At 70.6% G+C, this 13,029-nt stretch carries 11 protein-coding genes; 4 read left to right on the top strand and 7 right to left on the bottom strand.

Annotation, left to right across the window (positions count from 1 at the left end; translation table 11 throughout):
* Positions 1 to 4: 4 nt before the first annotated feature.
* Positions 5 to 925, top strand: a complete 921-nt coding sequence (gene argF / locus KB221_14985; GenBank protein ID WIY70947.1) for an ornithine carbamoyltransferase — start codon at positions 5 to 7, stop codon at positions 923 to 925.
* A 79-nt stretch (positions 926 to 1,004) separates the two neighbouring features.
* Here argF and KB221_14980 read toward each other — a convergent pair whose 3' ends face one another.
* Positions 1,005 to 1,511, bottom strand: coding sequence for a pyridoxamine 5'-phosphate oxidase family protein (locus KB221_14980; protein WIY69355.1), 507 nt, complete (start codon positions 1,509 to 1,511; stop codon positions 1,005 to 1,007).
* A 71-nt stretch (positions 1,512 to 1,582) separates the two neighbouring features.
* Positions 1,583 to 1,789 carry a hypothetical protein gene (locus KB221_14975; GenBank protein ID WIY69354.1) on the bottom strand — a complete coding sequence of 69 codons (207 nt, stop codon included), beginning with the start codon at positions 1,787 to 1,789 and terminating at the stop codon, positions 1,583 to 1,585.
* A 219-nt stretch (positions 1,790 to 2,008) separates the two neighbouring features.
* Here KB221_14975 and KB221_14970 point away from each other — a divergent pair, with 219 nt between their 5' ends.
* From KB221_14970 to KB221_14960, 3 genes are all read left to right on the top strand, one after another.
* Positions 2,009 to 4,855 carry a hypothetical protein gene (locus KB221_14970; protein ID WIY69353.1) on the top strand — a complete coding sequence of 949 codons (2,847 nt, stop codon included), beginning with the start codon at positions 2,009 to 2,011 and terminating at the stop codon, positions 4,853 to 4,855.
* Between the two features lie 124 nt (positions 4,856 to 4,979).
* Positions 4,980 to 5,903 (top strand): sulfite exporter TauE/SafE family protein, encoded by a 924-nt coding sequence (locus tag KB221_14965; protein ID WIY69352.1) that lies wholly within the window; start codon positions 4,980 to 4,982, stop codon positions 5,901 to 5,903.
* The gene (locus tag KB221_14960) at positions 5,903 to 6,709 is read left to right on the top strand and encodes a TIGR02186 family protein (GenBank protein WIY70946.1); all 807 of its coding nucleotides are present in this window, start codon (positions 5,903 to 5,905) and stop codon (positions 6,707 to 6,709) included. Before KB221_14965 ends, KB221_14960 begins: the two co-directional genes overlap by 1 nt.
* Before the next feature lie 83 nt (positions 6,710 to 6,792).
* Here KB221_14960 and KB221_14955 read toward each other — a convergent pair whose 3' ends face one another.
* From KB221_14955 to KB221_14935, 5 genes are all read right to left on the bottom strand, one after another.
* On the bottom strand, positions 6,793 to 7,014 hold the full coding sequence (locus KB221_14955; GenBank protein ID WIY69351.1) for a hypothetical protein: 222 nt from the start codon (positions 7,012 to 7,014) through the stop codon (positions 6,793 to 6,795).
* A gap of 159 nt (positions 7,015 to 7,173) precedes the next feature.
* Positions 7,174 to 8,280: a histidinol-phosphate transaminase gene (gene hisC, locus KB221_14950; GenBank protein ID WIY69350.1), complete on the bottom strand. Its 1,107-nt coding sequence runs from the start codon at positions 8,278 to 8,280 to the stop codon at positions 7,174 to 7,176.
* A gap of 8 nt (positions 8,281 to 8,288) precedes the next feature.
* Positions 8,289 to 8,984 carry a hypothetical protein gene (locus KB221_14945; protein ID WIY69349.1) on the bottom strand — a complete coding sequence of 232 codons (696 nt, stop codon included), beginning with the start codon at positions 8,982 to 8,984 and terminating at the stop codon, positions 8,289 to 8,291.
* Entirely contained in the window at positions 8,984 to 10,024 is a 1,041-nt protein-coding gene (locus KB221_14940; protein ID WIY69348.1) for a DUF2125 domain-containing protein, read from the bottom strand. The genes KB221_14945 and KB221_14940 overlap by 1 nt, the downstream gene beginning before the upstream one ends.
* Before the next feature lie 11 nt (positions 10,025 to 10,035).
* Positions 10,036 to 12,900 carry an ATP-dependent DNA helicase gene (locus tag KB221_14935; protein WIY69347.1) on the bottom strand — a complete coding sequence of 955 codons (2,865 nt, stop codon included), beginning with the start codon at positions 12,898 to 12,900 and terminating at the stop codon, positions 10,036 to 10,038.
* Positions 12,901 to 13,029 lie beyond the last annotated feature (129 nt).

Below are 13,029 nucleotides of genomic sequence, written 5' to 3'. Positions count from 1 at the left end.
AGACCTGAAGATGGTCCGCCACTTCCTCGACATCCACCGGCTCGAAGCCGCGGAGCTGCGCGCCATCCTCGATGACGCCCATGCCCGCAAGGCGGCCCGCCAGGGCTGGCCGAAGGGCCGCGCCGATGCCGACGCGCCGGCGAAGGATCGCGTGCTGGCGATGATCTTCGAGAAGAATTCGACCCGCACGCGCTTCAGCTTCGACGCCGCGATCCGCCAGTTGGGCGGGGCCTCGATCATCGCCAACGCCGGCGACATGCAGCTGGGCCGCGGCGAGCCCGTCGAGGATACGGCCCGGGTCCTGTCGCGCATGGTCGATGCGGTGATGATCCGCGCCAACAGCCATGAGGACGTCGAACGCTTCGCGCGGGTCGCCACCGTGCCGGTGATCAACGGCCTGACCGACCGCTCGCACCCGTGCCAGATCCTGGCCGATATCATGACCATCGAGGAGGCCCGCGGCCCGATCGCCGGCAAGACGATCGCCTGGGTCGGGGACGGCAACAACGTCTGCCACAGCTTCATGCATGCGGCGCCGAAGCTGGGCTTCCACCTGAACGTCGCCTGCCCGGCGGACTACCACCCCGACCTCCATGACCTGGCCCGGGGCGGCAATCATGTCACCCTGACCAGCGACCCGCGCGAGGCCGTGGCCGGCGCGGATGTCGTGGTCACCGATACCTGGGTGTCGATGGGCGACGGTGACTATGAGGCCCGGCTCGAGGCCTTCGAGGGCTATGGCGTCGACGCCGCCCTGATGGACGCCGCCGCCAGCGACGCCGTCTTCCTGCACTGCCTCCCCGCCCACCGTGGCGAGGAGGTGACCGACGCCGTCATCGACGGACCGAAGTCGCTGGTCTGGGATGAAGCCGAGAACCGCATCCACGCCCAGAAGGCCGTACTGGCCTGGTGTTTCGCGGGGTAGGTCCTGGTGAGCAGGGCTCAGGGCCTGGAAAGCGCAGCGCCGTCCCCAGCCCCAAGCCTCAAGTCCAAGCCCCAGGGCTTCACTGCAGGTTCACGTCCGCCACGCCGCCCGCGTCCGGCAGGGTCTTCGTCAGACTGGCCCTGGCGACCTCGAACATGAACCGCACCGGGCCCTTCTTCGACACCCAGATCCGGCCGTCGTCGGCGTCGAAGCGCAGCAGGGTCAGGTGGGGGTCGTCCTTGCCCCCGGGGTACCAGGCGGCGAGGATCGGGTTCCAGTGTTTGTCGATCAGCGCCGGATTGCGCGGTGCCACCGACAGGGTGCCGTGGATGCAGGCCCAGACTTCCTGATCCTTGGAGCCGTAGGTGAACATGGCCGACTGGTCGGGAATGGCCGCGTCCTTCGCCAGGTCGGTGTCGTCGCGGGTGAAGAACCAGATCGTCCCGGTCTCTTCCTCGCGGAAGGCGGTCATCGGCTGGCTGTGATAGCCGGGCTGGTCGAGGCCCAGCATGCCGGTGTTGGACGTCTTGAGGTGGTCCCAGAATTCCTTCTCGGCCTCGGCGGCGGTGAGGGTCTTGTCGTTCATGGGGAGGGTTCCTGATCGCGGGGGTGGATCAGGAATGGCCGGGCGGCGGAGGGGTTCCGGCCGGGTCTCGCCTAGTAGGGCCGCCGGGGCACGCCCATCAGGGTTCCGATGTGGATGGCCAGCACCATGATCGCGGCGCCCGAAAGCAGCATGATGAAGCGCCACGGCACCATGCGGACGCCGCGCCGGGGGTCCCAGGGCCGGGAACCCCGCCAGCCGGCGAAGACCGCCAGGGCCAGGGCGGCGACGAGCAGGGCGAGAGTGACGGTCAGACTCATCCGCGCGAGGTGGTCCGTGGAGGGGGCAGGCGCAAGGGCGAAATCCTTGCTGGGAGGTTAATCTTCACAGGTCGTTAACCACGTTGGCGCGAAATATTCATCGGGTCGCGGCGCTTTCCACAGGAAGATGGGGATGCCGCTATATCTTGGGGTTAACCACGCGTTTACACCCACGATCTGGACGTCTAGCGTCCTTCAGGTGGGTCGGGAGTCGAATCAGTGAGCGCAGCCGCGGCGCCTTGGAGCGTAAAGGGCATTGAGCCCAAGGCGCGCGAGATCGCCAAGGACCTTGCCCGTCGTTCGGGCATGACGCTGGGCGAGTGGCTGAACACCATCATCATGGAAGACGGCGACGATGACGAGGGCGGCTTCACGCCCCTGTCCCGCCGCCCCCATGCCGCCGACAGTATCGACCGCCGTGGCCGCAGCCGCCGCATGGATGACGCCTACGGGGCGGGTGCGAGCGACGACCAGCTGCACCGTCTCGGTGCCTCGATCGACGCTATCGCCGCCCGGCTGGAAGCCGCCGAGCGCCGCTCCACCATCGCCATCCAGGGCGTCGACCAGGCTGTCTCCGGACTCGTCCGTCGACTGGAAGGGCAGGACCAGACCGGCAAGGCCTACGGCCGCCGCATCGACGACATCGCCGAAGAGCTGCGCGAGGGACACAAGCGCCTGCGCCGGTTCGAGCAGGAGGTGGGGCCGCAGACGGCAGAGACCTTCGGCAAGGTCGAGACCACCATGGGCGCGCTCGCGAGCCGCCTCTACGACATTGAGGAGCGTCAGCGCTCCAGCGTCAACGAGCTGCGCCACCGCATGGACACGGTGGAAAAGGTCGCAGGACCGGGCGTCGGGTCGGAGCTGCTGGCCGAGGTCGGGCAACGGCTGGACCAGGCCCAGAGTCGCACCGCCGAGGCGCTGCGCAATCTGCAGGCTTCGTTCGCCGGGCTGGATCAGCGGCTGCGCGCCGCCGAGTCACGCGCCGAGCCCGAGGGTGCGCGCGAGGCTGCCCGTTTCGAAAAGCTGGCCGAGACGCTGAGCCGTCAGGTCGAGGGCAACCGCGCCGAGATGATGCGGCGGTTCGACACCGCCGAGAGCGAAGGCCGGATGGACCGCATCGAGCGCGCGGTGCTGGCCATCGGCGATCAGGTCAAGGCCTCCGAGGAACGCTCGGCCAAGGCCGTCGAAAGCATGGGCCATGAGGTCCTGCGCATCGCCCAGAACCTGAACGGTCGGGTCCAGTCGATCGAGGCCGAAACGCCGGTCCGGTTCGAACAACTGAGCCGCAAGGTCGAGACCGACATGGGCCGGTTGGCCCAGGGCATCGAGCAACGGCTGACCGCGACGGACGACCGCCACGCCCTGGCCCTCGAGAAGCTGGGCGGCGAGATCACCCGAATTTCCGACCGGCTGAGCGAACGCATCGCCCAGTCCGAGCGGCGCTCGCAACAGGCGCTGGACGATATCGGCCGCCGCCTGGCCGACAGCTCCAGCCGCATCGAGCAGGGCTATGACCGTGCGTCCGGCGAACTGGCCGAGCGCATGCGGATGTCGGAAGAGCGCACCGCGGCCCTGATCGCCGAGGCCCGCGACAATATCGAGCGCCGGGCGGAAGCCCCCGTCGCAGCGGCCGCGGTCGCTCCGGCACCGGACGCAGACTGGCGCGCCGCCGCCTTCCCGGACTCCGCCTTCCCCGGCACGGCCTTCTCGGACACAGTGTTTGATGATCCGGTCTATGCCGAGCAGCAGGCCTGGTCCGCAGACCTCGCACCACCCGAGCCGACGCCTGCCGCCTTCCGTCCCGAGCCTGAGGCCGACGAGGTCCTGACCGCCGACGCCATCTTCGACGCCGTCATGCGCGGCCCACGCGTCGATGAGGCCGCTGTCGAAGCGCCGATGGCCGTATCCGCGCCGTTCGGCAGCCGTCCCGCCGGGACATTTGCCGTCGAGGTCGACCCGGCTCCGCAGATTCCCGCCTTCACCCCGCCTTCGTTCAACGCCGCGCCCGAGGACGAGCCGGTTCAGGCTCCGGCCGCGCCGACCGCCTTCGGCCAGGGCTTCGGCGGCGCTGATGTCCTGGATGCGCTCGAGGCGACCGCGCCCGGCGCTTTCGACGGCGGCCACGACGATTTCGACGGCGAAACCGACTTCGTCGATCCGCGCGCCCTGCGCGCGGCGGCGGCACAGGGGCGTGCTTCCTCCACCCGCCAGACCATCGACGCAGCCCGCGCCGCCATGACCGTGCCGATCGCCGCGGAAGCCCCGGCCCGCTCTGGCTTCGGCCTGAAGCGCGGCGGCAAGTCCCGGCTGCAGGAACGGCTCGACAGACAGGCCGCCAAGGACAGCGGCACGGTCCGCAAGGCGCTGGGGGCCTCGGCCATCGCGGTCCTGCTGACCGCGGGCGGTGCCTATGCCACCGGCCAGCTCACCGGCTCGGGCCTGAGCATTCCCGGCTTCGCGGGCGCCGAGCCCGTCGCGCCGATTGCGGCGCTCGCCGTCGTGCCGGCTGCGGCTTCAGCTGAGGACCTCGCGCGCGGAGAAACGCTGTACGAGCAGGCCATGACCCAGCTTGATGCGGGCGAGTCGGCCGGGGTCGAGACGCTGAAACAGGCCGCCGGAACCGGCTATACGCCGGCCCAGCTGCATCTGGCAGGTCTCTATCAGGACGGCGACAAGGGTCTGGCAGAGAACCCGTCGGAGGCCCGGACCTGGGCGCGCCGCGCGGCGGACGGGGGCGACGCCCGCGGCATGCACGCCTACGGCATGTATCTGTTCGACGGTATCGGCGGGGAACAGAACCGCGCCGAGGCGCTGAATTGGCTGAAGCGTGCCGCGGAACTGGGTCTGGTCGACAGCCAGTACAACGTCGCCAAACTGTATGAGACCGGCGACCAGGGCATCCGGCCCGACCTCAGCGAAGCCTACAAATGGTATCTGATCGCGGCGCGCGCCGGTGACATCGACGCCCGGGCGGCGGTCGAGCGTCTGCGCGCCTCGCTCCCGGCCTCGATCCGCGACAAGGCCGGAACAGAGGCAGAAGCTTTCGCGGTCGAACCATTCGCCTGACGCGGGAGGGACGAGCTTTTCTGGCGCATCGGGTGGCGGGGACCGTCCGGTGGGTCTAGGACACCGTCAGTTCCGTCGTCGCCTTTCCGGCGCCTAGCCTCAGTTCCAGCCGAAGGCGCGTCCTTTGGATATCTATCTGCCGATCGCCGAGGTTTCGGTGAACTGGCCGCTCCTGGTTCTGCTGGGCGCGACGGTCGGATTCGTGTCCGGGCTGTTCGGCATCGGCGGCGGCTTCCTCATGGCCCCGATCCTGATCTTCCTGGGCATCCCGCCAGCGGTGGCCGTGGCCAGCCAGGCCAGCCACGTCGTGGCCTCCTCGACCTCCGGCGTGATCAGCTACACCAGCCAGAAGGCGGTCGACTATCGCATCGGCGGGGTCATGGCCTTCGGCGGGGTCGTCGGCGCGCTGCTGGGCGTGGAGCTGTTCCGCTATCTGCGCCTGCTCGGCCAGGCCGATATGGCGGTGGCGGTGTCCTATCTGTTGTTCCTCGGCGCCATCGGCACCCTGATGCTCTACGAGAGCCTGGGCCAGATCCTGCGTCGGGTGCGCGGCGAGGTCCTGCCACACAAGGAGCGCCGCCGCCCGCTCTGGCTCTACGGCCTGCCGCTGAAGATGCGCTTCCCCCGGTCGGGGCTCTACATCAGCGCCATTCCCCCGTTCGTTCTGGGCGCGTTCGCCGGGGTGCTGTCGGCCATCATGGGCGTGGGCGGCGGCTTCATCCTGGTCCCGGCCATGCTCTATGTGCTGCGCATGAGGGCGGGGGTGGTGGTCGGCACCAGCCTGTTCCAGATCATCATCGTCACGGCCATGACCACCATCCTGCAGGCCGGGCGCAACCAGACGGTCGACATCGTCCTGTCCACCCTGCTGCTGGTCGGCGGGGTCGTCGGTGCCCAGTACGGGGCCCGGCTGTCGGGCCGCTTCCGGCCGGATGTGCTGCGGGCGGTGCTGGGGCTGATCGTCCTGCTGGTCGGCATCCAGATGGGGCTGGAGCTGTTCGTGCGGCCGTCCGACCTGTTCGCCTTTGCGCCGGGAGTGCCCGAGTGATGCAGGCCCTCCCTCCGCCGCCGCCCGCCATCGTCGCCCCCGCGCCGGAACGCTCCGTCGGCACGGTCGGCCAGGTCCGCGTCGCCTCCGCCATGACCGACGCCCGGGTCATGATCGACTCCAGCTTCCGCGGGGCGTCCATCGTGGTCTACGGGGCTGTCTTCAACCCCACCGACCGGCCGGCCGATGTGGTGGTCGTGGTGCGCGGGCCGGACGGTCCGGTGCGTCTGGTCAAGAAGACCCGCAACATGGGCTTCTGGCTCAACAGCCGGCCCGTGCTGTTCGAGGGTGCGCCGGGCTTCTACAAGACGGCCTCGACCCGGCCCCTGTCCGACATCGCCGACTTCGGCCAGCTGCGGCGGCTGGGTGTCGGCGTCGATCACCTGAGGATCAACGCGCCGCAGGAAAGCCGTGCCGTCACCCGCTACGGCGTGCGAGATGTGGTCGTCAGCCGGCTGGGCGAGGACTATCTGGACTACCGCCGCGCCGTGATCCGGCTGCGCGAGGCGGCGGCGCTGTACAACACCGATCCTGACGGGGTGGAGTTCGTCGATACGGGCCTGTTCCGCGCCGAACTGGACCTGCCCGCGGTTGCACCCACCGGCCAGTATTTCGCCGAGGTCTGGCTGTTCCAGGACGGCGAGCCAGTCTCGGTCTCCAACCTGACCTTGACGGTCGAAAAGGTCGGTCTGGAACGGGACATCTATGAGTTCGCCCACCGGCGGCCGTGGAGCTACGGCGTGCTGACCGTTCTGCTGGCGGCCCTGATGGGCTGGGGGGCGAGCCGGTTGTTCCGACGCAGCTGACAGCGATCGCGGGTCAGTCGGTGCGCAAAGAAAAAGGCCCCCCGCATGTGCGGAGGGCCCCTTCAAATGGCGATGCCGAAATCTCAGTCGCTTTCGCTGCTGTCCGTGACTTCATTGATGATCAGGGCGCCGGCGACGATGGCGGCAACGGCGATCAGCGGCAGCGGGATGGCGGCGAGCTCGCTCGACTCACCAGCCATGGCACCGACGCGGTCACCCACGCGGGCGGAAGCCTGGGTGGTGGCGGCGGCTTGGCCGGCGACCAGCAGAAGGCCAACCGTGGCAGCAGCAATAATTTTCTTCATCTTGAGGTCCCCTGAGTAAGCGTCGTTCCCGCTTAGCGAATCCGCTTCGGCTTTGCAACACGCCTTGCGTGTCTGCCGGGTAACAGCGCCGGAGGCGATAGAAGGCTGCCCCGGCCTGGGCGGAGGCGAAACTTCGCCAAACATCACGATAAAGGGGGCCTATGCGCCCGCCGCGAACTCGCTCAGCGCATCGATCACGGCGCGGTTCTGGTCCTCGGTGCCGACGGTGATCCGCAGGCAGTCGGGCAGGCCGTAGCCGCCGACGGGGCGGACGATGATGCCCTTCGAGTTCAGATACTCGTTCGCCGCTGCGGCGTTGCGCGTCGCGTCGGGGAAACGCACGAGGACGAAGTTTCCGGCCGAGGGGAAGACGTCGAAGCCGAAGCCCTTGATGGCCTGGGTCAGGCGCGGGCGCCAGGCGTGGACCAGATCGCGCGAGGCCTTCTGGTGAGCCTCGTCGGCCAAGGCGGCTACGGCCGCCTCGATGCCGGGGACCGAGACATTGAACGGCAGGCGGATGCGGTCGACCGCCTCGCAGACCTTCAGCGGCGCATAGCCGAAGCCGATGCGCAGGCCGCCGAGGCCGTGAATCTTGGAGAAGGTGCGGGTGACGATGACGTTGTCGCTGTCGCGCGCCAGCGGGAAGCTGGTCTCCCAGTCCGGTTCGGCGACGAATTCGGCATAGGCCTCGTCGATGACCAGCAGGATGTGCGGCGGCAGGGCCTCGTGCAGGCGCCGGATCTCCTCGGCCGTATTGTAGCTGCCGGTCGGGTTGGACGGGCTGGAGACATAGACGATGCGGGTGCGCTCATCGACCTCGGCCAGGATGGCCTCGGGCGTCAGGCGGAAGTCGGGCTCGGGGGCCAGCTTGACCGAAGCCTGGTTGGCCAGGGCGCTGATGCGATAGGCGAGGAAGCCGTATTTGCCGCTGACGATATTGTCGCCGGCGGTCAGATAGGTCTGGTTCAGCAGGGCGAAGACCTCGTCCGAGCCATTGCCGAAGATCAGCCGCTCGGGCTCCAGTCCGTGATGGTCCGCCACGGCGTCACGCAGCTTCATCGCCCGGCCGTCCGGGTACATGTGGATGTTGCCGACCGCGGCGGCATAGGCCTCGCGCGCCTTGCCGCCGGCACCGAGCGCATTCTCGTTGGACGACAGCTTCATCGGCTCGGCCACGCCCTCGATGCGCGACTTGCCGCCGACATAGGGGGCGATGTCGAGGATGCCGGGCTTGGCCACGGGAGCGTTTTGCGGGGCGTCGGTCATAGGCGCTTTCAGAACAGGGGGGCGGCGCCGATGACGCCGGACAGGCTGCCGGGCGCGGATGCAAGCCGACCGTCTTCGGCCTGCACATAGCCCGCGAGCATGAACAGCTTCAAGCCGCCCGCCGCGATCAGCTGGCTGGCGGCCAGGCCGGCGGCACCCAGGGTTTCGACGATCCGGGCGTCGGGGGCCTGGCTGTCGGTGGCCCAGAAGGTGCGGTCGTCGCCGGTCGGACCAGGCTCTGCCCGCTGCACCAGCAGGGCGCGGGGCAGGCCGTGGCGGTCGTCGGGCAGGGCGGCGATCACGCGCAGGGCGGGCTCGGCCAGCAGTCGGCCCCACCAGGCCCGGCCCGGCGTCAGGTCCAGCAGGGCGCGCGATCCGTCGCGGACGGCGGCCAGCGCCTGCTCGGGTTCGGCGGCGAGGCTGGCGGTCAGGCCGAAACGGTCGGCGGCCAGGGTCTGGCTGGCGGCACCCCAGACGACCAGCGGCGCGCCGCTCGCCGCGTCAATCCGCCCCAGAACCGCGCGCGCGGCGGCGCGGGCGGCGGGCGACAGGTCGTTCAGCAGATCGCGCAGAGCGATGGCGTCGGCGTCGGGCGACGGACGCGGGCCGGCGGCGATCCGCAGCCGCACCGCCTCGGCCACGCCCCGGTCCAGCGCCAGCCGTTCCGTGTCGGCCTCGGGTTCGACGAGGGCCCTGGGCAACATCAGAACAGCCGCGGCGCCGGCGCCAGGGCGAAGGGCCCCAGCCAGGTGCGGCCGTCGCGGAACTCGACGACCAGATCGACCGGCCGCGCGCCCGAACCCGCCGTGGCCGCCGCGGCGCCGGCCGCGCCCATCCGGTTGACCGCCCCCGACTGCGACCGGGCCAGTCCGGCGATGGCGGCCATCGGCTGTTCAGCGGTCAGGGCCAGCGATCCCTGCAGCCGGCCGTCGGCCCGGGCCGAGAGGCTGTCGCTGGAAATCAGGGCGGTGCTGTCGCCGGCCTTCAACCGGCCCCGGATGGCGGTGAACCGTCCGCCCGCCCCGGTCCAGGCGGCGAAGACCCCGGCGGCGTCCATGCCCTGCAGGCGGCTGGCCCCGACGATCGTGCCCTCGACATCGGCGCTGAGCCTGCCCTGACGCGTCGCCCCCTCGACCGGGCCGCCGGGACGCCCGCGCGCGTCGATCAGGCGGAAAAGAACATCCAGCTCGTCGGTCGAGGCCGCGCCGTCGGTCAGATGCGGCCGGGTCTCCAGCTGGATGCGCTCGGCCGAGACGATCGGGAACGGCTCGGCACCTTCCAGCGGGGTGAAGGTCGGGCGGATCAGCTCGGCCCGCAGGTCCGGGAAGCGATCGCGCAGATGGCTGATACTGAACCGCAGGCCGTCGCCGGCGATGGCGATCCGGCCCTTGTCGGCCCGCGTCAGGGTCAGGCCGTCGGGAATGACGACCACCCAGTGGTCGGGGTTCCAGCTGCTGGCCTCGGCCACCAGTTCGGGCGCGGCGACGCCGTGGCCAGAGGGGGCGAGGATGTCGGCCTGGGGTATCGACACCCGCGTCCGGAAGGGCCAGCCCGTGGTGGTCACCGGAGCATGGGTGATGGTCCAGCCGTCCTGTCGCAGCACCTCGACCTGGACTGCCAGACGCGTCTCGACCTGGTCGGTCAGCCAGAACCACCAGCCGGTCCAGGCGGCCAGCAGCAGGCCGACGATGATGAAGGGCACGGCGAGGCCGCGGCGGGAATGGCGGGGGGCGGTGTCGGTCATCGGGGCACCGTCTAGTCCGGCTTGAGGAAGGCGCCAACCAGTTCAACCGCCTCGGCCAGCCCCATGCGCTGGACCTCGGTTCCGGGCGGCAGGCTGGCGAAAAGGCGGGTCGGGGCGGCGGCGTCGAGCATGACGAAGACGCCCTTGTCGTCGGCGCGGCGGATCAGCCGGCCGAAGGCCTGGGCCATCTTCGCGCGGGCCAGGGCGTCGTCGAAATTGCGCCCGCCGGCACCCTCGCCGCCGAAGCGCAGGCGCCGCGCCTTGTGCAGCAGGTCGGGGCGCGGCCAGGGCACGCGGTCGAAGGCGAGGATGCGCAGGGACCGGCCCGGCACATCGACCCCGTCGCGGACGGCATCGGTGCCCAGCAGGCAGGAGTCCTGCTCGGCGCGGAAGACATCGACCAGCGCCCCGACTTCCAGCGGATCGACGTGCTGGGCGTAGAGGGGGAGGCCGGCCTTGGCCAGGTCGGGGCCCAGCCGCTCATAGACGGCCTTGAGCCGGCGGATGGCGGTGAACAGGCCGAGCCCGCCGCCGCCCGCCGCGAGGAACAGCTCGCGCATGGCCGCCGCCGTCTGGCGCGTGTCGTCCTTGACCAGATCGTTGACGACGATGACCCGGGCATTGGCGGCATAGTCGAACGGACTCTCGACCTTGAGGGTCCGGGCCGGTTCGATCAGTCGCGCCGAGCCGGTCCGCAGCCGGGCCATGTCGAACGGATCGTCCGCATTCGGATCGGACAGGGTGGCTGAGGTCACCAGCACCCCGTGGGCGGGCATGATGACCGCCGCTTCGAGCGGCACGGTCGGGTCGATCCAGTGGCGGCGCAGGGCCACGTCCATGATGCGGCCGAAGGCGGCCTCGGCCGACAGCCAGTCGAGGAAGTCGGGGTCCGGCTCGTCCGACGAGACCTCCAGCGCCGCCAGCATCGAACGCCAGCCGGGCAGGGTCATGCGGGCCCGGCGGTCAAGGCCGCGCAGTGCCCCTTCGATGCGGGCTCGCGACGCCCCGTCCAGATCGGCGGCCTCGTCGTCGAGGATGTCTTCCAGATGCCGCGACAGAGCGAGCAGCGGGGCCTCGACGGCGGCGAGCGCCTGGGCGGCCTCGCGCGCGGCCTCGAGCACCGGCTCGGTGACGGGGCGCAGGGAGCATTCCATGCCGAATTCGACCCCGCTGCCGGACGCATTCTCACTGGTCCGTGCCCGGAGCTGTTCGAGGGCGGCCAGCAGGAAGCGTTCGATCGGCCCGACCGGATTGACCTCGCCCGAGGCCGGGGCGATGCGGCCGGAGACGCCTTCGCCGGGCAGCTGGGCGGCGGCGCGGACGGCGTCCTGCAGTGCTTTCGTAGCCGCCTCGTTGTCGGCGCAGAGGTCGCCGAGCCGCTGTTCCAGACCGCGCCCGCGCCGCCCGCGACCCTCGGGTCCGCGCAGCCAGCGGCGCAGCTCGGCGGCCTCCTGACCCGAAAGGCAGGCGGAGAAGGCGCTGTCGGCGGCGTCGAACAGATGGTGACCCTCGTCGAACACGATCCGCTTCAGGGCCGCCGTCTCGCCGTCCTGTTTCAGCCCGCGCGCCGACCGCGCGCCGTCAAAGGCGGCCTGGGTCATGACCAGCGCATGGTTGGCGACGACGAGGTCCGCCCGACGGCTGGCGCGGATGGTCTTCTCGACGAAACAGGTGCGGTAGTGCGGGCAGGCGGCGTGGACGCATTCGCCGCGCCGGTCGACCAGATTGGCGGCGCTGGCCTGATGGCTGGGTCCCGTGGCGAACAGGCCGGGCAGCCAGCCGGGATAGTCGCCGCCGGTCATGTCGCCATCCCGCGTATGCATGGCCCAGCGGCTGGCCAGCGCCATGCCGACCAGATCGCCGTTCCCCAGCTGCGCCGCCTGGACCATGTCCTGCAGGTTCAGCAGGCAGAGGTAGTTCTCCCGCCCCTTGCGGACGACGGTCTTCTTCTTGCGCTCGACCGGATCGGGCCACAGGGCGGCGCTCTCGCGGTCGATCTGACGCTGGAGGGCGCGGGTGTAGGTCGAGACCCAGGCGGCCCCCTGATTGCGTTCGGCCCACAGACTGGCGGGGGCGAGATAGCCGAGCGTCTTGCCTGTGCCGGTCCCCGCCTCGGCCAGCAGGAAGCGCGGCCGGCCCTCCTCATTGCGCGGCGAGAAGGCGTAGGCGGCCTCGGCGGCATAGTCGGACTGGGTGGGCCGGGTCTCGTCGAGGCCCGAGGCCTGGAGCAGTTTCTCCAGCCGGATGCGGGCGCTCTCGCTGTCGACGGGGGCGGAACCGGCCTCGCCGCGCGGGGCCTCATCCTCCCACTCGGGCAGGCGCGACCAGACGTCGAGCCCGCTGCCGCGATGCTGGCGGTCGCGGAGCGGCTGGCTCTGCAGGGCGGCCGAGACGCGCCAGGCCCAGGACCAGCCAGCGCGGCCCAGGGTTTCGGCCAGGGTAAAGGCGGCCTCGCGGTCAGGATAGGCCGGCGCGGCCAGTTCGCGCAGCAGGCCGTCGGCGGCGCGGCGCAAAGCCTCGGCCTGGGCCTCCGCCCCACCGGGCTCGGTCATCCCCATGGCGAGGGCGAGTCCGCTGGGCGAGGGGGCGCAGAAGCGGGCGGGGCGAACGAAGGCAAACAGCTCCAGAACGTCCAGCAACTCGGCCGAACGCGGCGGCGGGGCGATTCCGAGGCGACGCGCGGTCAGACTGGCATGGGCGACCATGACCGGGGCGGTGGTGAAGGCTCCCTCGGCCGCCCCACGCCCGATCTTGCGCGGGCCGTCACCGTCGCAGATCGCCCCCGCGCCCGGCGGGACGGCGAGCGCCGGCGGCAGCGCGAGCCATGGCTCGGCGCCGGTCAGGGCGGAGGCGGAGGTGAGGGAGTCGACGGACACGGTCGATAGATAGCCGTTCGGGACGTGAAACGGAACGGGAACATGCTATAGGCACGACGTGACGCCGCCGCCCGCCCCCGCAACGCTTTCGACGCCAGGATTGGCGCCCCTCTTCGCCGACTGGTTCGC

The organism is Aquidulcibacter paucihalophilus, from assembly GCA_030285985.1.
Classification (GTDB): domain Bacteria; phylum Pseudomonadota; class Alphaproteobacteria; order Caulobacterales; family Caulobacteraceae; genus Brevundimonas.
Note: the sequence above shows the minus strand (reverse complement) of the source record. Positions and strands in the feature narration are given on the sequence as shown.